Genomic DNA, 21,629 nt, shown 5'->3' with positions numbered 1-21,629 from the left:
AAAAGACGCTAGGTCTTTTCTTTTTTTGTTTCAATAAGGTTAAGATACATTAAATTACAAGTTTTCTTCATATACTTTCTCAAAATAACACTAATAAAGTGTAAAATTACACTTTATTAGTGTTATTTCACTTTTAATATGGTATAATTTCACAGAAATAAAGAAAGGAGCTTACAGTTTGTGATGAAGAAAAACGTGTTGTTAGGAACTTTTTTATCTTTTTATCTAGTAGGTTCATATGCCTCCTATCATATTTATAAACAGCAGCAAAGCCGTCCTGTAACGGGGGATGTTGCTCGGCTTCTTCCTACAAAAGTCAAAGAAATAAAGCGTGGAACAACTGAAAAACAGATAAAAGATTGGGTGAAAACCGCTTCACAGCATCATGAAAAAATAGCGATTGCAGGCATGCAGCACAGTCAAGGAGGGCAGACGTACTATCCAAATGCTATTTTACTTGATATGAAGCAGTACAATAAAATTATAGATTACAAGCCCCGTCAAAAAGAAATTACGGTTCAAAGCGGGACAACGTGGAATGATATTCAGCAATATATACATAAAGACGGTCTTGCTCTTCAGGTTATGCAATCACAAAATATTTTTACCGTTGGAGGTTCTATCAGCGTGAACGTACACGGCAGAGATATTCGATACGGTTCTTTAATGGATACGATAAAATCTATGCGTCTCCTGCAGGCCGACGGGTCTATTATCGAAATTAGCCGGACAAAACACCCTGAGCTGTTTTCTTTAGTAAACGGAGGCTACGGGTTATTTGGGGTCATTTTAGATGTGACGCTTCGTTTGACGGACGATGAATGGTATGAAGATGAAATTATTCGCTTAGATTATAGGCAGTATACAGCGTATTTTAAAAACTACGTACAGCATAACTCTGACGTTCGTATGCATATGGCGCGTATTTCTGTTTCTCCTAATCAATTGCTAACAGATATGTACGTCACAAACTACCGTTTATCTTCTCAAAATACTTCTACTGTAAACGAACCGCTCAAGACAGAGAAAATAGTGGCGCTTCCTAAATTTATGCTAGGGCTGTCTCGTTACAGTGACTGGGGAAAAGATATGCTGTGGGAAACACAAAAGGCTTATTTCTTAAGACAAAATGGCCGGCTTGAAACAAGAAATAATGTTATGCGTTCTGAAAGTGATTTTATGGAATACGAAAGTGTTAGCCGGACGGAAGTTTTACAGGAATACTTCGTTCCGGTTGATGAATTTGCTTCTTACATCGATGATTTACGCGAAGTGTTAGCAACAGAGAAATTAAATTTACTGAACATTACTGTTCGCTATGTAGAAAAAGACAATAAAGCAGTCATGTCTTATGCAAAAGACGATATGTTTGCTCTCGTTTTACTTATTAACCAGAAAAAAGACCATCAAGGGATGGCTGATACACAAAGAGTTGTCAGAAAAATGGTGGATGTGACGCTGCAGCATCAGGGAAGCTATTACTTGCCTTATTACGGCTACCCAAGCAAGAAGCAATTAAAAGAGGCTTACCCTCATACAACCGCCTTTTTTAATTTGAAAAGAAAATATGATTGGAACGAAACGTTCGTTAATTTATTTTATAAGGAGTATGGAAAATGACGTACAAACAACTCTTACACTCACAAAGCCTGATGATTACCGCAAGCAGTATTGTTTTTCCTTTTTACCTTTTGCTGCTTCGAAATCTTGGCGATAGTTATTCACAATTTGGCTTAGCTTACGGAATTTTCGCTTTAACCGCAGCTTTGAGTCACCCTTTAATCGGTTCATGGAGTGATAGGGTAGGAGAAAAGCGCTTGCTTCTTTTATATACGTTTGGGATGGCAGTTGTTATGATTATTATTCCTGTTTTAACAACGATCACGCAGGTGTATATAGTTCAAATTATAATGGGGCTACTTGGAGCTCTTCAAAAAACAGCAGAAAAAATAGCGTTATCTAGGCAGACAGATCGTGCTCATAGGGGAAAACAAGTAGGACACTATCATTTATGGACCTCTATATGGGCAGCTTTAGCCGTAATTGCAACAGGGTATATCATTGATTTTCTTACAATCGGCAGCCTTTTTTACATCACTTCGTTTATGTATGTAGCGGCAGGGGTATTAATATGGCAAAAACCAAAAACAATCGAGCTTGAACGCCACCATTCGCTGTAAAAGCATATATGGACAGGTCACTTGAATTTTTTAGTTCGTATTATAAGATACTATAAAAAATTTATGTTCTCCCGATATAAGGACTGAAAGGAGAAACGTTTATGCAAGGTATAAGTATATCAGGGCAAGGTGCATGGTCTTCTATTATAGTATCGTTCGCTATTTTCATCATTATATGGGGTCTGATTCCAGGCTTAACTATAAAGTATGTATGTAAAAGTCAAACACTAGGTATAGCAAGTTTTTTTGTTGGTATTGCCTATGGGGTTAGAGCAGGTCATTTCCTTATATAAATACGATTTGGTGTAAGTAAGGAAGCTTGGACCGCTATTAGCTAAGTGGGAATCCCTTTTGTTTCCTGTTATTTTTTTAGAGCAATTCTCCATAATAACAGTTAAAGAGGTGAATCCCATGACAGATAACAATGTTGGGTTTGGAGTTAGCGGAGGCGAAGAGACTAGAAAAAAGTCTACTGTTTCTAGTGAAGCTCCTATATCTAATGATATACAACAAAACCAGAAACAAGATAACTACGAAAAGCTTAGCCACCAATTAAATTCATTATCTGATGATGAATTTAGAGCAGATCGTGATGAAGATTAAGGGTTTCCTATCAAAAAAGAATATTTAAATTAAATAAAGTATTATGAAAGTAAACTAATTGGATTCCATGACTTTAACGTGATAGCATTAACTACTGGTACAAACATACCACTTGACTATTTTGACATACTATTTTGTCAAAGTTCTTAGTTATTTCTTTAATAACTGAGAATCCATTTGTAACCTTTAAGTAGAGATATAAAGGTAATCCTTCACTTTAATAAGTGGAGGATTTTTTTTATCATTTTGTAATGGTTTTGCGATTGTTTGGATTAACGGGGATAAAACAGATACATTGTATACAATGTAAACGTCGTCATGTATAATGTAACTTATTCTTAGTTGAAAACTTGAATGAGCAGGGGAGACATACTCGAGATAAGCGGAGGCATACACCAGTGTCTAAGAAAATACATGATTTTAATGATATTATCCGAAAGCTGCGCAAAAAACTTTTTGGAAAAGGTCCAGAACGAATTCATACTGTATTTGTTCAAAATATGGCTATTTCAACTTTGTACGGCAACTTAACGCCAGCTGAACAATTTATCGCGAGAACAACCGAAGGTAAAGAGACGGTACATATGGCAAGAACGAAGCTTATTCAAAACCTTTATGCTGCATCTCCTCCAGAAGGGCTTGAAGACTTGTTAGGAGCTAAGCTGGAGTACTTATTTTCTGATATCAAAGTGGAAGAAGATATCGCTGTTTCTGTGTTTGTGTTTGAAACCAATATTCAATAAAACAACGTAAAATACATAATTTAATTAAATGAAAGAGAAGTAGGATCTGCTTGTTTTTTATTTGATTTTATTATAGATAATGATGACTGATATACTGTAAAGAAAGTGCAGGATTATTAGGCAGCATTCAAAAACCTTGTGTAAAAGGTGTTTTTGAGTGCTGCCTTTTTTAGTTAAGGAGGAGTTTTATGGCATTTCACAAGCCGGATAAAATGTTAAACATCGCTTTAGAAGCGGGGGTTTCAAAAACTAAGCTGTCCCTTTCTTCTATTCTTATGCTTGGGTTTTTAGGAGGAGCTTTTATTGCGCTTGGTTTTTTACTAGATGTGCGCGTCATTGGTAATTTACCAGTTGAATGGGGAAGTTTATCGAATCTTTTAGGAGGGGTCGTCTTTCCTGTAGGTCTTATGCTGGTTGTGCTCGGGGGAGCTGAGCTTATTACAGGGAATATGATGTCTGTTTCCATTGCTCTGTATGCAAGAAAAATTTCACTTCGTCACTTGTTTCATAACTGGTTTTGGGTCACGCTTGCTAACTTTTTAGGAGCCGTATTTATTGCGTATTTCTTTGGACATATTGTCGGGTTAACAGAAACGGGGCCTTTTTTAGATAAAACGGTAGCAATTGCTCAAGCTAAAATTGATGACTCATTTTTTAAAACGCTTATTTCTGCTGTGGGCTGTAACTGGCTTGTATGTTTAGCTATTTGGCTTTCATACGGCGCTGACGATGTTACGGGGAAAATTCTTGGTATTTGGTTTCCGATCATGGCATTTGTTGCGATTGGCTTGCAGCACGTTGTAGCCAATATGTTTATTATTCCCGCCGCTATTTTTGCAGGTCACTTTACATGGATTGATTTTATGACAAATATTGTTCCTACCTTTATCGGAAATATGATAGGAGGAGCTGTATTTGTAGGCCTTATTTATTTTTCTTCTTATCAACAGAAACAAAAAGAACAATTAAAAAAAGCTTCTTAATCAGGTTTTATCAGTCGTCATTAAAAACAGTCTCTTAGTCAAGAGGCTGTTTTTTCTAATAGAGAAAGGTGAAAAATGTATTTTTAACAATTTATGTATGATAACATATAAAACAATTAAGTTCGGTAAAAGTTCAAGTTCGCTTTTTATTTTCATAATAATATTATGGTTAACTAGATAGTAATGAATACATGTACAAGGGAGAGAAAGAAATATTGAATATTGGTATAGGATTGATTCTACTATCTGTCGCACTACTATTTCTTATATTAGGAATGTTTTTACGCAAAAAGGGAAAAAAGGTATGTAGCAACAGTTGGTTAATCGTAGGAACATTGATTTTATCAGCAAGTCTAGTATTACTTACTGGTTTATATGATCCGTATGCAAATCATATTTAATAACTTACTAACGGAGAGTGAAGAAATTGAAGTTCATGTTTGCTGTTTTATTGATTATATTTGGCAGCATTTTAGTTGGGTTGACTATTAACAGTCTAGGCGCGACGGGTAATAACATCCTGCATTTAGCTGGAATTGGGTGCCTTATAGCAGCTATTTTTATAGCAAAAGGCAAAAAAGATACTAAACGCCGTACAAAAAGGGAATGCGATGTTTAATCACGCATTCTTTTTTGATGTGAGCAGTTCTAGGCCTTTGTCGTCCACTTTTTCTTGCGATTATTATAAAATAGAAAGTAACAGCTATACATACAGCAGTAAGGTGGTATTTAACAATGAAACAATCTAACAAAACGATCGGTATCGTAGCGCATGTCGATGCAGGAAAGACAACGTTTTCCGAACAGCTTCTTTATCATACCAAAAGTATTAAACAACGAGGAAGAGTCGACCACAAAGATTCCTTTCTTGATACCCATACGATTGAAAAAGAACGAGGGATTACGGTATTTGCCGATCAAGGAACTTTTTCATATAACGGTTCTACTTACTATTTAATTGATACACCGGGCCACGTCGATTTTTCACCTGAAATGGAACGTTCTATTCAAGTGATGGACTATGCGATTGTTATCTTAAGTGCAGTAGAAGGAGTCGAAGGCCATACAGAAACTGTTTGGCAGCTGCTTCAAAAACATCGTGTGCCCGTATTCTTTTTTATCAATAAAATCGATCGTGTAGGAGCAGATCCTGAACGTGTTATAAACGATATTAAATATAACTTAACCTCCGATGTTTTTGACATAACGTCAGAGCTTATAGATGGCTCGTTAAGTGAGGAACTTATTGAATTTATAGCTGAAAAAGATGAAGAGCTTTTAGATGCATTTATGGAAGGCAAGAATGCTCAAGCTTATTGGAGAGCGGCTATGCAAAAGCTTATTCAAACCAATCAGCTTTTCCCGTGTGCCAGTGGTTCAGCTTTACAAGACTTCGGTATTAAAGAATTTTTAGAGAAGGTTGATTTGTTAACAGAAACTCGCTACTCGCAGGAAGAAGCATTTTCAGGTCGTGTATATAAAATTCGGCACGATGAAAATGGCATGCGCATCACGTTTATCAAAGCTCTGAGCGGGAAGTTACAAGTGCGTGATGAAGTGGCTTATGAAAAAAAGGAGATCTATACGAAGAAAAAATCACTCAAATTCGTGCTTATAACGGAAGCACATTTAAAAACGTAAATGAAGGTTCAGCAGGCGAACTTTTTGCGGTTACAGGGTTGTCTTCAGCATCGATTGGAGACGGTCTTGGAACATTAAAAGAAAGCCGCTCCTACGAACTTTTGCCTACGTTAAAATCAAAAGTTGTTTTTGAGCCTTCTGTTCATCCAAAAGAAGGAATTAAAATTTTTCAATTATTAGATGCTGAAGACCCTTCTTTACATGTAACGTGGGAAGAAAGGACTCAAGAGCTTCATATTCATGTGATGGGAGCAATTCAGCTTGAAGTCCTCGAAAAACTGATAAAAGAACGTTTTAATATAAATGTACAGTTTGAAGAACCAGAAATTTTGTACAAAGAATCCATTCAAAATACAGTGATGGGCTACGGGCATTTTGAACCGTTGAAACACTATGCAGAAGTTCATTTGAAAATAGAAGCAGCGGAACGAAACAGCGGAATTACTTTTGAAAATGCTTGTCACGCCGAGGATTTATCCGTGGGGTATCAAAATCTAGTCCGTCAGCATATATTTGAAAAGCCGCATCATGGTTTGCTGACAGGTTCACCTATTACTGATATAAAAGTGACATTATGCACTGGACGAGCTCACAACAAGCATACAAGCGGAGGAGATTTTAGAGAAGCAACGTACCGTGCACTGCGACAAGGGTTAGAAAAAGCAGAAAATATTGTGCTAGAACCGTATTATGACTTTAAAATTAAAGTAGATATTGATCAAATGGGAAGAGTATTAGCTGATGTTCAAAGTGCACACGGTCGCTTTGATTCTCCTGTAACAACCGAAAATAAAGCGATTATTACAGGAAAAGCTCCTGTTGCTACTTTTATGACCTACGGTTCGACGCTAGCATCTTTTACGCATGGAAAAGGAGCGATGTCTCTATTATTCGGAGGGCATGAACGCTGTCATAATGAAGCAGAAGTGATTGAACAAATCCGCTACAATAAAGAGGCGGATCCCGAATACAGTTCATCGTCCGTCTTTTGCGCAAAAGGACAGGGCTATACGGTTCCTTGGAAAGAAGCAGAAGAAAAAATGCACTGTTTATAAAAAGCACTGTAGCGATTGCTACAGTGCTTTTTCGTAATGGGTTTTTATCAGTTTTTTTCTCTATACCTTTACAATAAAATCCATATTATAGTATAGTTTACTTATATTTCTAAAAAAGAGGTGATAGAAACGTGGATGCTACTGTTAAAACAACTAAAAGCGGGATAATAGGCGGGGTTCTTGGAGGAATTTCACTTTTATATGTCATTATTAATACTTTATTGATCCTTAACTTTTTCACAGGGCTTATTGCGGCCGAAAAGCTTCAAGGACTGCCTATTATCGCACCTATCTTTTTAGTTCCGCTCATGATTGTTCCTGCAATTATTGGTTTTTTTATAAAAAAAGACAAGCTCTGTCTATGGGCGATTATTTTAAATATCATCTTGTTTCTTGTACCAATTAGCTACCATGTTATCGGTACATTAGTATTTGGCCCTTAATTAAAAAAACGAACAAACTTCAATATAAAGTTTGTTCGTTTTTTTATATCATATAACCACTATTGAGCCGGAGCAGTAGCTGTACTGCTGTTTTCGTCTTTCACCATCATCCTTACGCCTTGTATAACCGCAATTCCTTCCCACTTATCGAGATCAGGTTCGAGAAATTCTAAAGCAAACGTGTGGGGACGTAATGACAGAAAAGAAGAGAGTGTGCGGACTTGAATAACAGGAACGCCGGAACGCAAAACGTCGAATTTGCGATCTGTTATATTCCCCGTAATTTCATATGTATCGCCATCGTTTCTGATATAAAGATACTTCTTTTTTAAAAAAGTAAATTTTCGCTGAATCATGCCAACTTCATTTCCGTGGTGATCAGAAATAATCAGCTTCGGCATAAGGGCAAACATTTTAGATTTACCTGTAAATATAATTTCTTCGTCCTTTAAAATCTCAAATTTATTAGCAATAGATAACTTATATGCGACATTTCCAATGACGTCTTGTGATTCATTATAAATAGGAGATTCACCTAACTCGAAAAACTTGTCTTGCAAGATAATCCCTTGTTTCTCCATTTAAAAACCTCCTTTAGAATATATTACCATATTTTCCACCCTTTGAGTTGTGCCAAGCAGATTTTTATGAGTATCACTAAATAAAGATCACCCTTATGTGCTGCGGATAATGGAAAGAATGAAAATAGTCTTCAAAGCTCATAATGTGTAAAGGAGACCTGCTTGTTATAACACCAGGTGAACGTAAAGCAGTTTGTTAGATATACATAAGGAGATGATACTTTATGCCTCAATGGCATCCGCATCGTGAACAAAAAAATTTACCTGATGAATTTCCTGTTAATCCACTTTTTTCTCGACAAGGAGAAGTGACGATTCCAAGGCTGCGTATCAGTGATCAAGGTATGCTTCCAGAAACAGCTTATCAAATCATTCATGATGAAATTGCTTTAGACGGAAATGCCCGTTTAAATTTAGCTACGTTTGTTACTACGTGGATGGAGCCTGATGCAAAGCGTTTGTACGGAGAATCTTTTGATAAAAATATGATCGATAAAGACGAGTATCCGCAGACAGCGGCTATTGAAGAGAGATGTGTACGTATTTTAGCGGATTTGTGGAATTCACCTAATCCTGATACAACGATGGGCGTTTCTACTACAGGTTCATCTGAAGCATGTATGCTTGGCGGACTGGCTTTAAAAAGACGCTGGCAGAAACTGCGTAAAAGTAAAGGGCTATCAACGGACCGCCCGAACATTGTATTTAGTTCATCCGTTCAAGTGGTGTGGGAGAAGTTCGCAAACTATTGGGACGTAGAACCTCGTTATGTGAACATTAATCCAGATCATCCTTATTTAGATGCAGAAGGCGTCATTAATGCGGTTGACGAAAATACAATTGGCGTCGTACCGATTCTTGGAGTGACGTATACAGGAGTTTACGAACCAATTGCTGCTATCGCAAAAGTATTAGATGAGTTACAGGAAAAAACAGGGTTGGATATTCCTATTCATGTAGATGCCGCTTCTGGAGGTTTTATCGCTCCATTTCTTCAACCAGACCTCATCTGGGATTTCCGCTTGCCTCGAGTAAAGTCCATTAACGTGTCAGGACACAAGTATGGTTTAGTTTATCCTGGCTTGGGATGGGTGATTTGGAGAGAAAAAGAGGACTTGCCTGAAGATCTTATTTTCCGCGTTTCTTATTTAGGAGGCAACATGCCAACTTTCGCGCTCAACTTCTCTAGACCAGGAGCACAAGTTCTTTTACAGTACTACAATTTCTTGCGTTTAGGTAAAGACGGCTATTATGCTGTGCAAAAAACCTCTCAAGAAAACGCGCTGTTTCTCAGCAAAGAAATTGGAGAAATGGAAGCATTCGAAATTCTTGCTGATGGTTCAGATATCCCGGTTCTTGCTTGGAAACTGAAAGAAGGATATACGCCAAACTGGACGCTTTATGATTTGTCTAGACAACTGCGTACGTATGGATGGCAAGTTCCTGCTTATCCGCTGCCTGCAGACATGGAAGAAATAACAATCATGCGCATTGTCGTTAGAAATGGATTTTCAAGGGACCTTGCTCATTTATTTATGGTTAATTTCAAACAAGCCGTTGAATTTCTTAACTCGTTGGATAGACCTGTTCTTAAAGACACGAAATACGACAATGGATTTCATCATTAACTCTGTTACGAAAACACAAAACCGTGTTATAAAAAATTGCATGGCTTTGTGTTTTTTTATGCATAAAAAGATATTTTTTTCAAAAAATTCCATAAACAACACAAGAAAACATTCTTATATTTTCTTAATTTTGGTATAATAACCCCTAAGGTTTTTATAGTTCTTTAGAATTGCTTAAAACCTAAAAAAAGATAAAAAAAGCGGATAATAGTCTATGAAAATGTTAAAAGTTGCTTTTGGTATTCCACTGTTAGCTATATTGCTAGCAGCCTGTAGCGATGAGACCAGTGAAACTGTATCGCAAAAAGAAGAGCCTACAGAGAAATCAACAGCGGTTCATACGAAAGAAAATGGCAATAAAACGGCTGTAAAAGAATCATCGCCGAATACATTACAAACAAAAGCATCCACAATTAAAAAAGCAGTTAATTCTAAAGAAGCTGATCGCGATTACTTATTAAACGTAATGAATGGTTATCAGTATATCCAAGTAGGTGACAATCAGTATATTTACTATGGCATTAATCAAGAGCAAAATGTTTTTTGTATGATGGAAGTTAATTTTGACGCCAGTGGTGATTATGTAGAAAACATCAATTTTGTTGATAATGCTTCAGAAGAACAAATTGCTTTGCTTCAAAACCAAATACAAGAACAACAAAAGCAATTATCAGACCTTGAACAGCAGCAAATGGAAAAGGAATTAGATGATTACTATGCGCAGCTAGAAGAAGACCGACAAAAAGAAGAAGAGGCGCAGGCCAAAGCTGATGCAGAAGCTGTAGCTCAGGCAGAAGCAGATCGCAAAGCGGAGGAAGAACGTTTAGCAGAAGAAGAGAAGAAGAAACAGGAGGAAGAGGAAGCTCAGGCAAAATCGGATGAGGAAGAAGCTGAGGCTGAAGCTTTTTTAGAAGATGAGGCGCAAACAGAATCGGAATCAGAGCAAGAAGAAGATACAGAAGCCCTTGAGGAAGAGGAACCAGCCGAACAAACAGTTTCCCAAGAGCAAGCTATCCAGCTAGTTCGTGATCAGCAAGGCATATCTGAAGATTCACCTCTCCTTGTAGCATATGATCACGTTGACGATTCAGGAAACTATATTATCCATGTTTATGAAAATGTTGTGGATAATGAAGAAACAGGAGAAGAACATACAGCTACACAAGGTTGGTATCAAGTAAGTCCTAGTGATGGGGCAATTACTGATGTTACGGTAGACGGTTACTAATAAAATAAGCTGTTAATTAAACATAAAAAGAGCGATACAAAACCTCAAAAGCAGCTATTATACTTTTGAGGTTTTAATTCCTGTTATAGTTCATTCACTTTTGTAAAGAGAAAGTGCATTATAAAACTAAACATCAAAATTTAATGCATCAAGTACAAGTATTAAGGGCAGCAGTGGTCAGCCAATGTATGAAAGTGAGCCTAATAATGATTTCAAAATAGTAGATACACTGCTAAACGAGAGAGTAACATTTGGGCAATTCGAAGATACTCTTGATATAGATTTTTATAAGGTGAACGTATCTGGAAAAGGTGCTTTACTAGTAACGGTTGGAACAGACACTACTTCCAATATCGATTTACTATTTTTAGCAATTGAATATCAAGATCATGGTTATTTAGAATACTTAGGTTCTGAATATGATGATTCTGTTCTTGAGAGTTTATGGAATGAAGGGGATAAGGAAAGAGCTAAATTATGTACCAAAGAGAACGGATTTTCATCCTCTCTTTAAAGAAAGCTGGTTTAAAGGATATAGAGTGCTTTCATCTAAAATGATAATTTTCGATGAGTATTCGAGATGTTCATTATAACAAAGCAGCAAATTATGATAAAAATCCACTAAAAGACCGACATAAAAACTATTTTCCTCCGAAAACAAACCAGAGCGATTGATAAGAATATTTTCGTATTTTTTAACGATTCTTTGAGTTCTCTTTATAATTTTTACCGCATCTTTCATTTTATACATTTCATTTAATTCTTCCGCAAATATGTGGAGGTCTTTTTGTATTGCCTTTCTAAGCACTGCATTTATTTCTTTAATGTTCTGCGGTACTTCTTCCAGAATAAATTGCTTTATCATAATGAAATCAGACTGCACTGGTTCGTTCAAAAAGCTTAGGTATATACGAAGAGTGTTATACGCATCATACATCGGATTGTGCTTTTTACCCTCAAACTGCAAATTATATAAAGCTAACCCATTTTCTACTGATACGTTATTTTTAGAAACACGCTTTGTAAAAATTGCTTGAAAATCAACATAACGCTGTTCTATTTTCTTTATAGTAGCAAGAGAGATTTCGTGCTTTACCGCATCTATTTTTAAACGAGATAAATCGCTGGTAGACCAAGAGAAAAAACGGGATTTTTTAATTCCACCAATCCAGGTTAAAAAGTCTTCAAAAACATTTTTAAAATTACTTGCACCGACTAAATCAGTATCTTTAATGCCGGTTAACTCTGTGCAAAAGCGGCTTAAGGACACCCGTTTTGTAGGTTGAATATAACGGTCAAAAAACTCAATGTCTTCTGTCTCGATATTGTACTTCACCGCGCCGAGCCGAATTGCTTCCATATCTTCAAACGGCATTCCTTTGTTTGAACACAGCATTTCAAAATCAAAAAAGATAAATTGTTTTACATCTGCCATATTCTATGCTCCTCTCTCTAACAGGTTATTATAAGGGAAGAGCGGCGAAAGAGGAAGAACTAATAAATTCCAAACGTTGAGAATAACAATGAATTATTTCAAAAGGCTAGGGGGCGCTTATCAGCTTCTAGGTAGCGGAAAAGTTTTTGAAGCTCTTGGAGGGACATATAAACAGGAAGCTTTTTGTCTGATTTTGGCGCTTGGATGTCAGCAGTGAAGTCTGACTTCATATAATTTTCTTCTAAACGATATTGACTAAGTAGCTTGATATACGGCGTTGTAACGTTCTAGGCTTAACTCGATGATTAATTACTTAATTCTGCACAAAACGACGTACACTTAAAAAGGTCATCCAAATCAAGTGAGTGATTATTTTCTTATAGGAAGTCTTGATAAAGCCATAAAGCAAACGAGTAACCAAGACAACGCAATAGGTGATATGTATTCCAAAGATCTAAGAGTAAGGGAGACCTCAATGATTTTATTTCTTTTTCTAGTTTACATAATATATATTCTAGGAACCAATAGATAAAACGTGAATTCTGTCTCATTTAAAAAGTATACTTATGATAGTGAGACGGAATTCGAAAATGAGATAGGGTTTGTGTTTATATGATTTAACTCACTAAACTAATTATCAGCAATGTTTGTTCAATTAGAACAAATGCGGATATGATTTTATAGAATGCATATTGATTTCACCAGATTGTTTTTAAGTTTGATCAGTTCGATTTATATTTATAGATTTTGAAAAATAAATGAGTTTACTTGTAGGATTTAGATTTTATACTCATTTATTTTTTCTCATCGTATTCTCAATAAACTCTTTGCAAATTGATAAAATCTGTTTGTGTGTAATCTTTTAAGGATTTATTTTCTACAGAACGTATATTTTTCATTCAGTAGATATGTTTGCATTAAATGGATTTTTATTCATTTGCAAAAGTTAAAACCTCGTATTTTCTGTAATAAAATACATAAAATAGTATTTTTATTCTATCTGATACCTTATTAAAATCACTAAAAACCCCTTTCTTATCAGCTTTTTAGTGATTTTAGTTGTAGTTTCCTTTTTCATCGGGTATAATATTAAACAAATAGATGACGGTATAAATTGGATGTCATTATCCAGTTTTAAAGGAGCGATACTCATGAACATTACAATTTATTATGGAAATCATGAAGATAAAACAATTCATACAATGGATTGTCACGTAGATATCGATTTAGATGATGAAGATATGGTAGCTTTAACAGAAGCTCGTTAATGAATATATAAAAGGCTGTGGATGCTTTTCATCTGCAGCCTTTTATTTTTTTGCTCTCCCCCTCTCCTCTTTAACTTCTACTAACCGCTACGTTTTACAAATCTTAGTTACTTTTATTATAAAATTTCAAATTCTCCGTTAACTTTTCTTTACTTTTCGACACATTTTTTGTATCATTAGATAAGAACGTATGTTCGTTTTATTTTTATCGTATTGATGATCACAAGGAGTGTTTTTGAATGACGGTACGAAAAAGAAAAAGAAAGAAGCTCCCTCCTACCCTATCCAATACAGGCTTTATTGGAGCAACGTTTGCTGATACAGATGAATTAGCACGCAATGAATATCACTTTCCTCGTAAGCAAATGAAAATTACCCATCATGTCTTAGATGCCTTGCTTCAAGGGGCAACGCACTTATTTCAACAGCATAAAGTTGAAGCCGCTATCTCATGCGTGTATCTTCCTAAGTACAAGAAGATTGGTTTAGTCCTTTCTAAACAGCCTTTTGGCCGCAATGAAGGCATTGGGTATTTTATTAATTACTTAAAGGAAATCGGACATATAGAGTGGGATGAAAAAACGAAAGACTACGAAATACATAATACGAGCTTTATCGGCGTGGTATTTGCAGATTTAGAAAAAATTGCTAAGTTTACCTTCGACTTTGAGGTGGAATTGCTGTCGAAGTTCGTTAAAGACTTGATTATTCCTGCTAAAGAGCTTTTCTTGCAGCATAATGTAAAAGCGTATCTCTCAGGCGTTGAAAATGAAGATCAGCATAAAGTAGGGTTTGTTTTATCGATCAAGCCTTATGATGAACGTAAGGAAGCAGACTTATATTTTGTGGAGTATTTAAAAGAACGTGGTTTATACGAAGAGGACGAGTCTGAAGAAGAGCTAGTACCTATTCATACAAAATGGAGCTTATTTAAATAACATACGTTATACCCGCTGTCTTAATAAGGTAAGCGGGTCTTTTTTTGCTTTTTACTAAAACCCAAAACAAATTAGTAGCAAGTACTAATAGTTAGTAATATAATAATAGTAATGATAAAAAATCATTGATATCTATAATATAAGGAGTCGTTTTTATGATTCAACTAAAAGATTTAGTTCCAAGTGAACATTACAATTTAACAGAGGAAATTGAAAAACATGCATCCGATCAGCTTGCGTTAAAGTGGCAGAACGCTGACGGTGCGCGTGAGGAAATTACATATAACCAGCTGTTAGCAAAAGCCAATAAAGTGGCAAACGGGTTAACAGAGCTAGGATTAACAAAAGGCGATCATGTTTTAGTTATTGCACCTCGCCTTATTGAATCGTACGCTATTTACTTAGCATGCTTAAAAGCAGGTATTATTGTAATTCCTTCTTCAGAACTATTACGCGCAAAAGATATCCAATATCGTTTACATCACGCTGAAGCAAAAGCGATTATTTCTTACCATCCTTTCTGCAATGAGATCGATAAGATTGAAAACTTCCCTACTTCTCTACAACATAAAATTACGTTTGGTGCTGATGTTACGTCATGGACGCGCTTAGAGTCACTTACGGTTGATGCATCAGAACAGTTCCAAGCAGCTAAAACAACTAAGGATGATACGGCATTCCTTCCTTATACATCTGGTACAACAGGACAGCCAAAAGGCGTTGTTCATACTCATGGATGGGCTTATGCTCACCTTCGTATCGCAGCTGCTGAATGGTTAGATATTAAAAAAGGCGATACGGTCTGGGCAACAGCAGGTCCTGGTTGGCAGAAATGGATTTGGACTCCGTTTTTATCTGTGCTTGGACAAGGTGCAACAGGCATTATCTATAACGGACGTTTTGAACCTAAAAAGTTTTTAGAAATTTTACAGGATGAAAAAGTAAACGTACTGTGCTGTACGCCAACAGAGTACCGCTTTATGGCTAAAATTGATGAGCTGGAACGTTTTGACCTATCTCACCTTCATAGCGCTGTATCTGCCGGAGAGCCGCTAAATGAAGAAGTGATTAATGTGTTTAAAAAATATTTTAATATCCAAGTACGTGATGGATACGGTCAAACGGAAAATACCCTTTTGATTGGTACCTTAAAAGGTGTAAAAACGAAGATTGGTTCAATGGGTAAACCGATGCTTGAAGGGTTTGTAGAAATCATTAATGAAGATGGCGAACCTTGTAAGCCTGGAGAAGTTGGAGACATTGCCGTTCGTAGAGACCTCCCTTCTCTTTTCAAGCACTACTATAAAGACATGGAGCGCACTGAGAAAACGTATAAAGGAAACTACTATTTAACAGGTGACCGCGCTTCTAAAGATGAAGAGAACTATTACTGGTTCCAAGGACGCGGAGATGATATTATTATCAGTTCCGGCTATACAATTGGACCATTTGAAGTTGAAGATGCGTTAATTAAGCATCCAGCGGTGAAAGAATGTGCCGTTGTAGCTAGCCCAGATGCTGATCGCGGCCATGTTGTAAAAGCGTATGTTGTTCTTGTTGATCATGTAAAAACAACAGATGCAGGGTTTATTAAAGAGCTGCAAAATCACGTAAAAACTCTTACTGCACCTTATAAGTATCCTCGTGTAATTGAATTTATTGATGAATTGCCAAAAACTAATTCAGGTAAAATTCGACGTGTGGAACTTCGTGAACGGGAGCAACAATAAGCATAATAAATAAAAAAAGACGTATCCTAACGGATACGTCTTTTTTTATTAGATGGAACGCTGTGAAGTACGAACATCTACCGTTAAAACACCGGTATTTACATTTGCGTAGGCTTTAATGATGACAGGATAATCTTTGTTGTTTGTGAACTTAAAATCAGGTCCTCCCCACGATACGGTTGCATCTCTTCCAGCAGGTACATAACCTACATGTTTTGAATGGTGAGACCTAGCTGTCACTTGAAGACCAGCGCCGTCAATAGCATTAAATAGCGTAGAAGATGTTTGGCAGATCCCTCCGCCAATTCCCATCACCAGCTGTTTATTGATGATTTCAGGAGCAGGCTGATAGCCTCTTTCTGCTGTGCGCTCCCCAACTGTTTGATTATAAGAAAATGAATCTCCAGGACCTAATACAACGTTGTTAATCGCTTCTGCGGATAGCTGAACATTTCTGTTTCGACTTGTATCACTTGGACGAAAACGTGTAGAATAAGAAGCTAACGATACATCAGCGATCCCTTGAGCAGATGCTGCCGTTACATTTGGAGCGGTTTCGTAAATCGGAACCTTCACATCCAATTGTTTCGTATTTAAGTTCTGCAGATTTTTAACAAGCTCTGCTTCTTTTAAAATAATTTGTTTGGACCCGCCGGTTAACGATCCATTTGCATCCATTTTTATGTTTTGCATAGGCGTGTCGATCCCTTTTGCCAGTTCAGACGCTAATTGCTTAATTTCTTGGTCGTATATGTCTTTATCCTTGTAATGAACCGGCTTGAATTCTTTCATTACTTGTCCTGTACGGGAATCTTTCAACTGATACGTCAGGTCTTCGACTTTAAGGACTGGTTTTTTCTTTTTCTCAGTCTTTTTCTCAGTCTTTTTTTCTGCTTTTTTCGCTGCTTGTTTTTGTTCTATCGCGGCTGTTTGCTTTGCAGAATGATTGGTATACATGCTGTACGCAATAAACGCACTAACAATTGTCGCGCCAAGCAAAAGCGCCCCTAAGACTTTCTTCATGTAATTGAATCCCCCCATATCTCGGCTTTACCTCAATATGTTTTTTCTATAAAAATATGTATACATTCATTTTATACAAACATCTTATAAAAGACGATCTGCCAAAGTGAATAGGCTCTTTCTCACTTTTGGTGAAGGTAAACGTCGCTATATGTCAAAGACATGCATTATTTTTTCAGAAAAACAACTCTACCTATAATAATGGTATGAGCACTCGTTTTTTCAACAGCTCATCACTTGCCCGACCATACATCATACGTTTTAACATCTTCACACGATGTATATGTCCTTCAGATAGCCCATTACTTAAAGGATCAACACAAGCAGCCATTACCCCTTGTAAATCTTTTTCTATATAGGTTATAAAGGTATCGAGAGCTGGAAACGAATACATTTTACATGTTTCAATCCAACCAGGTATGCCTTGATTACTACGTTTACTCACGATGTTTCTAAATTTACGTGTCACTTCAAATAATTGTGGTATTAATGGAAACTCTTTTAAACATGCCGAAGGTAATGAATCTAACCAGTTTCTATTCTTTTCACTCCATATTTTCCACAGTAGGGAAGCTCTAGACAAAGAATGCGTTGTGGCACTGGCTCTATATTCATGACGAATTCTCGAAACGGCTTCATTTAAAGTAGAGCGACATCCTGTATAGCCTATCTTTTTAAGTTCTGCCTCCATACGACTCGTCGTCCACCCAGATAGGTTCCATTGACGTAATTGATTTAGGAATGGATCTAATAGTCTTACACGACTAATAGGCTCTTTTTTCTTGCGTCTTAAATCTTTATAGACCGTATTACGTGAAATATGCATTTGACGCGAAATCCAAGCAATGGATTTCCCTTTTTCTTTCCACTCTTTCACTTCTAAGGCGCGTTGCCAAACTTGCTCAGCATACTGATGGCGTTGAACATCTGTCTTGCGGATAATAAGTGGTTCTGTTGTAGGATTTTTATATTCTGTTTTTCTCCATATAGATGGAAAAGATTGTTGTAAGGTCTCTCGAATTGCTGTAAATAAACCTTTCAGAATATGCCAACGGTCCGTAATCTGATAAGCATGAGGCAGCGCTTGAGAGATAGCCTTAGCGTATGTGAAAGAACCATCACGAGTCACCGTTTGAATCGTTGGATGCTGTTCGAGCCATTTTACGACTGTTTCTTTATCTCTCCCATTTAAAATAGCGATGGGTCTTCGGGTTTCTTGATTGATAATAATCGTACCGTAACGACAACGCTTCTTAAATGCAAAGTCATCAATCCCAATATGAACCGGCGGTTCATAAGAAGGCAGCTTCAATTTATGAAGCAGGCGTAAAAGCGTATGATGACTGGTTACAATACCTAGATGCTTAGACAGCCGAGATGCTACTTTGCAGCTCGTAGATAGTGCGATTGACTTTAACATCTCTTGTAAACGTTTGGTTTTGCGTTGATAGGTCCCTAACCACGTAAATCTTTCTGTAAAAATAGCTTGTGGGCAACTACAGTCATCGCAAAAAAACTTACGTGTTTGTATCTTTATATATGTTGTTTTACCATACGCCGGTACATCCTGAAGGGATCGAACATATTGGCTATGAATACGGTGAGATAGAGTATGACAAGACGGACATATACAAGAGGAATGTTTAGATTTTACTAGATACATATAAGATTGATCTTCTTGTATAACTCGTAAGCATTCTATATTAGTGAAAGAAGAAAAAGGCATGTTGAGATTCGCTCCTTTTTATTTCACTATATCATCTATAAAGCACCTTCACCAAAAGTGAGAAAGAGCCAGTGAATAATCACCATTTTTTATATTTTTTTCTTTGTTCAACACATGAGGTAAAGCGGAATGATGTTCATAGACCCCATTTTTTCTTATGAACTCAATAGAAAACAAATGTTGTATGCGTTTCCTGTTATTACTATTCTTATATATAATAGCACGAAAACAAGGATTTTTTAACGAATTATGGTAATTATTTTAAAATTTTTCTGACAATTTCCCCGGTGTTGTTCATTTTTCTATGGGCATTATACATGGTATAATGGTAAAAATGGAATTTGTTTTATGAGGAGGATTTACGCTTGACTGAACGTTATAGCAAAGAAGAGATTAGTCATCAGCTAGAAAGTATAGATCATGTAAAAGAAGCTCTTTTAAAATATAAAAACACCGTAATCGGTGAGAAATATGATTTGCTTCCCTACCATTTAACTTCAACAAAAGAGGCAATCTTAAAGACCATTCACGATAAAAAAAGCTGTATTGTTAGCGATATCACAAAAGTACTTGGACTCTCACCTGGGGCTATCACCATTGTATTAAATCAATTAGAAGATGATGAGCTTGTGAATCGTATTTATAAAAAGCAAAACCGCCGAAGCGTGTGGGTGGAGTTGACGGAAAAAGGCGAAAAAGTTGTCGAAATATTGCAAGCTACTCGTGTCGATTTTTGGTCAGATTTACTTTCACACTTATCAGAAGAAGAAAGAGATCAATACTTTCACATTATGAAAAAAATATCTCAAAAATTACAGCAATAAATATAAAAAAGCGGCTATAAAGGCCGCTTTTTTATTATGCGTGTGCTAAGGCTTGTTTTTTCACTTCGTTTTTCAACACTTTTCCTACGCTGTTTTTAGGAAGTGATGAAACAAATACAACAGTTGGCACTTTATATGGTGCTAATCGTTCTTTACAGAAGTTCACTACATCTTCTTCAGTTAAAGCAGATGCTTCTTGTTTAACAACAAATGCATATGGAACTTCGCCGTACACATCATCAGGCATGCCGACAACTGTCGCTTCTAACACCCCATCTGCTGCTAGGACAACTTCTTCTACTTGATCTGGGTAGATGTTGTCTCCTCCATATACAATTACATCTTTATAGCGTCCTTCAATGTAAAGAAATCCGTCCTCATCTAATCGACCTGCATCGCCCATCGCTAACCAGCCATCTTGTAAGACAGCGTTTGTTGCTTCTTCGTTTTGCCAGTAGCCTTTGAAAAGATAAGGGCTTCGTACGAGTACTTCACCTTTTTCTCCAGTTGGTACTTCTTGACGTGTATCCGGATCTACAATTTTAACTTCCACATGTGGAGCAGGTTTTCCAGCAGAGCTTACTTTCTTCCATCCCATTTGAGGATGCCATGAACTGATAATCCAAGCTTCTGTGCTTCCGTACCCTTGAGCTAAAATCATTCCGTTACGATCATATTGTTCAATTAAAGACTCTGATACTTTTGTTCCGCCTGACACAGCAAGTTTTAGAGGGAAATCATAGTGATCTCCTTTTTCAAGCTCTTCTACAATGTATTTTAATGCAGGTGGTAGTGCAAACAGCATTTTAATGTTTTCTTTTTCAATTACCTCAATTACTTTAGCTGGATCTGTTTCTTCAGAACATACCATTGTGTTTCCTGTGTTAATGCACATAAATAAAATGCTCATCGAACTCATGTGGAAGAATGGATGAACAAACAAATAGCGCATGTTTTTATCAATATTTGCACGTTTTTCCTGTCCGCCAGAATTTAAAAAGGCACTTACCGATCCGTGTGCAATCATACATCCTTTTGACTTACCTGTTGTACCTGATGTGAACATCATCAATGCTAGATCTTCAGGAAGCACTTCAGGAAGTGCTTCTGGTGTGTTTGTGTTATACGCTGAGAATTGAGTTGTAAATTCTTTTGCATCCTCAATTTTTAACGTGAAACTAAGTCCCTCCGTTTGTTCCGCTTTTTCTAATACAGACGTAAATTCATTGTGGTGGATAATCGCTTTTAACTGTCCGCTCGTAATAATGCTATCAAGCTCATAAGGCGTCATGCTCTTACTTAATGGAACAACGACTGCTCCCACTTGTAAAATCCCCATTGTAACGACTGGGTAAGCAATGCTTGTATGAGCTAAAACACCTATACGATCTCCTTTTTGAATTCCTTTCTCTAAGAAGTAATGAGACAATTGATTTACTTTTTCATGAAATTCATTAAATGTATAACGTTCATTATGTTCAACTAGTGCTTCATGTTGAGGAGAAATCTCTGCACGTTCTGCGACTAAGTATTGTAATGTGTTCATTTTATCCTCTCCTTTGTCCGCTCGGACTAAATATTTCGTTTATGAATATTTTAA

At 36.6% G+C, this 21,629-nt stretch carries 18 protein-coding genes and 1 pseudogene; 14 read left to right on the top strand and 5 right to left on the bottom strand.

From position 1 onward, the window contains the following. Window positions 1-183 precede the first annotated feature (183 nt). From BG04_RS23930 to BG04_RS23890, 8 genes and pseudogenes are all read left to right on the top strand, one after another. Window positions 184-1,620, top strand: a complete 1,437-nt coding sequence (locus tag BG04_RS23930) for an FAD-binding oxidoreductase (protein ID WP_170943799.1) — start codon at window positions 184-186, stop codon at window positions 1,618-1,620. Then, window positions 1,617-2,180 carry an MFS transporter gene (locus BG04_RS23925; protein WP_034651876.1) on the top strand — a complete coding sequence of 188 codons (564 nt, stop codon included), beginning with the start codon at window positions 1,617-1,619 and terminating at the stop codon, window positions 2,178-2,180. The genes BG04_RS23930 and BG04_RS23925 overlap by 4 nt, the downstream gene beginning before the upstream one ends. 411 nt (window positions 2,181-2,591) lie before the next feature. Continuing rightward, window positions 2,592-2,783 (top strand): hypothetical protein, encoded by a 192-nt coding sequence (locus tag BG04_RS23915; RefSeq protein ID WP_016764232.1) that lies wholly within the window; start codon window positions 2,592-2,594, stop codon window positions 2,781-2,783. Between the two features lie 398 nt (window positions 2,784-3,181). After that, the gene (locus tag BG04_RS23910; RefSeq protein WP_034651882.1) at window positions 3,182-3,526 is read left to right on the top strand and encodes a Na-translocating system protein MpsC family protein; all 345 of its coding nucleotides are present in this window, start codon (window positions 3,182-3,184) and stop codon (window positions 3,524-3,526) included. Window positions 3,527-3,714: 188 nt separating this feature from the next. Then, on the top strand, window positions 3,715-4,509 hold the full coding sequence (locus BG04_RS23905) for a formate/nitrite transporter family protein (protein WP_034651885.1): 795 nt from the start codon (window positions 3,715-3,717) through the stop codon (window positions 4,507-4,509). 436 nt (window positions 4,510-4,945) lie between these two features. Beyond that, window positions 4,946-5,128 carry a hypothetical protein gene (locus BG04_RS23900; RefSeq protein WP_230586613.1) on the top strand — a complete coding sequence of 61 codons (183 nt, stop codon included), beginning with the start codon at window positions 4,946-4,948 and terminating at the stop codon, window positions 5,126-5,128. 116 nt (window positions 5,129-5,244) lie between these two features. Continuing rightward, window positions 5,245-7,205 (top strand): annotated as a pseudogene (locus BG04_RS23895) (GTP-binding protein). Window positions 7,206-7,336: 131 nt separating this feature from the next. Further along, window positions 7,337-7,648: a hypothetical protein gene (locus BG04_RS23890; protein WP_034651890.1), complete on the top strand. Its 312-nt coding sequence runs from the start codon at window positions 7,337-7,339 to the stop codon at window positions 7,646-7,648. Between the two features lie 59 nt (window positions 7,649-7,707). On the opposite strand, the gene BG04_RS23885 is transcribed toward BG04_RS23890, so the two are convergent. Further along, window positions 7,708-8,229 carry an LURP-one-related family protein gene (locus BG04_RS23885; protein WP_034651892.1) on the bottom strand — a complete coding sequence of 174 codons (522 nt, stop codon included), beginning with the start codon at window positions 8,227-8,229 and terminating at the stop codon, window positions 7,708-7,710. A 224-nt stretch (window positions 8,230-8,453) separates the two neighbouring features. On the opposite strand from BG04_RS23885, the gene gad reads away from it, so the two are divergent. From gad to BG04_RS23870, 3 genes are all read left to right on the top strand, one after another. Beyond that, window positions 8,454-9,857 (top strand): glutamate decarboxylase, encoded by a 1,404-nt coding sequence (gene gad / locus BG04_RS23880; protein ID WP_034651894.1) that lies wholly within the window; start codon window positions 8,454-8,456, stop codon window positions 9,855-9,857. A 214-nt stretch (window positions 9,858-10,071) separates the two neighbouring features. Further along, window positions 10,072-11,085, top strand: coding sequence for a hypothetical protein (locus BG04_RS23875; protein ID WP_034651896.1), 1,014 nt, complete (start codon window positions 10,072-10,074; stop codon window positions 11,083-11,085). 184 nt (window positions 11,086-11,269) lie between these two features. Next, window positions 11,270-11,599 (top strand): hypothetical protein, encoded by a 330-nt coding sequence (locus BG04_RS23870; protein WP_034651898.1) that lies wholly within the window; start codon window positions 11,270-11,272, stop codon window positions 11,597-11,599. Here the strand turns inward: BG04_RS23870 and BG04_RS23865 are convergent. After that, window positions 11,585-12,520 carry a 3'-5' exonuclease gene (locus BG04_RS23865; protein ID WP_034651899.1) on the bottom strand — a complete coding sequence of 312 codons (936 nt, stop codon included), beginning with the start codon at window positions 12,518-12,520 and terminating at the stop codon, window positions 11,585-11,587. The two genes, BG04_RS23870 and BG04_RS23865, sit on opposite strands and share 15 nt — an antisense overlap. A gap of 1,507 nt (window positions 12,521-14,027) precedes the next feature. On the opposite strand from BG04_RS23865, the gene BG04_RS23860 reads away from it, so the two are divergent. Together BG04_RS23860 and mbcS are read left to right on the top strand one after the other, a co-directional pair. Continuing rightward, window positions 14,028-14,726 (top strand): hypothetical protein, encoded by a 699-nt coding sequence (locus tag BG04_RS23860; RefSeq protein WP_034651901.1) that lies wholly within the window; start codon window positions 14,028-14,030, stop codon window positions 14,724-14,726. Window positions 14,727-14,881: 155 nt separating this feature from the next. After that, entirely contained in the window at window positions 14,882-16,456 is a 1,575-nt protein-coding gene (mbcS, locus tag BG04_RS23855) for an acyl-CoA synthetase MbcS (protein ID WP_034651902.1), read from the top strand. A 48-nt stretch (window positions 16,457-16,504) separates the two neighbouring features. Here mbcS and BG04_RS23850 read toward each other — a convergent pair whose 3' ends face one another. Then, window positions 16,505-17,479: a VanW family protein gene (locus tag BG04_RS23850; protein ID WP_034651904.1), complete on the bottom strand. Its 975-nt coding sequence runs from the start codon at window positions 17,477-17,479 to the stop codon at window positions 16,505-16,507. Window positions 17,480-17,672: 193 nt separating this feature from the next. Further along, the gene (locus tag BG04_RS23845; RefSeq protein WP_230586604.1) at window positions 17,673-19,142 is read right to left on the bottom strand and encodes an ISL3 family transposase; all 1,470 of its coding nucleotides are present in this window, start codon (window positions 19,140-19,142) and stop codon (window positions 17,673-17,675) included. Window positions 19,143-19,570: 428 nt separating this feature from the next. Here BG04_RS23845 and BG04_RS23840 point away from each other — a divergent pair, with 428 nt between their 5' ends. Then, complete coding sequence (locus tag BG04_RS23840) at window positions 19,571-20,029, top strand: MarR family winged helix-turn-helix transcriptional regulator (protein WP_013057155.1); 459 nt, start codon at window positions 19,571-19,573, stop codon at window positions 20,027-20,029. Between the two features lie 34 nt (window positions 20,030-20,063). Here the strand turns inward: BG04_RS23840 and BG04_RS23835 are convergent, their stop codons facing one another. After that, window positions 20,064-21,575, bottom strand: coding sequence for a class I adenylate-forming enzyme family protein (locus tag BG04_RS23835; RefSeq protein WP_034651907.1), 1,512 nt, complete (start codon window positions 21,573-21,575; stop codon window positions 20,064-20,066). Between the last annotated feature and the right edge of the window lie 54 nt (window positions 21,576-21,629).

It is taken from the genome of Priestia megaterium NBRC 15308 = ATCC 14581, assembly GCF_000832985.1.
Classification (GTDB): Bacteria; Bacillota; Bacilli; order Bacillales; family Bacillaceae_H; genus Priestia; species Priestia megaterium.
This window is presented reverse-complemented; position numbering and strand designations above follow the sequence as displayed.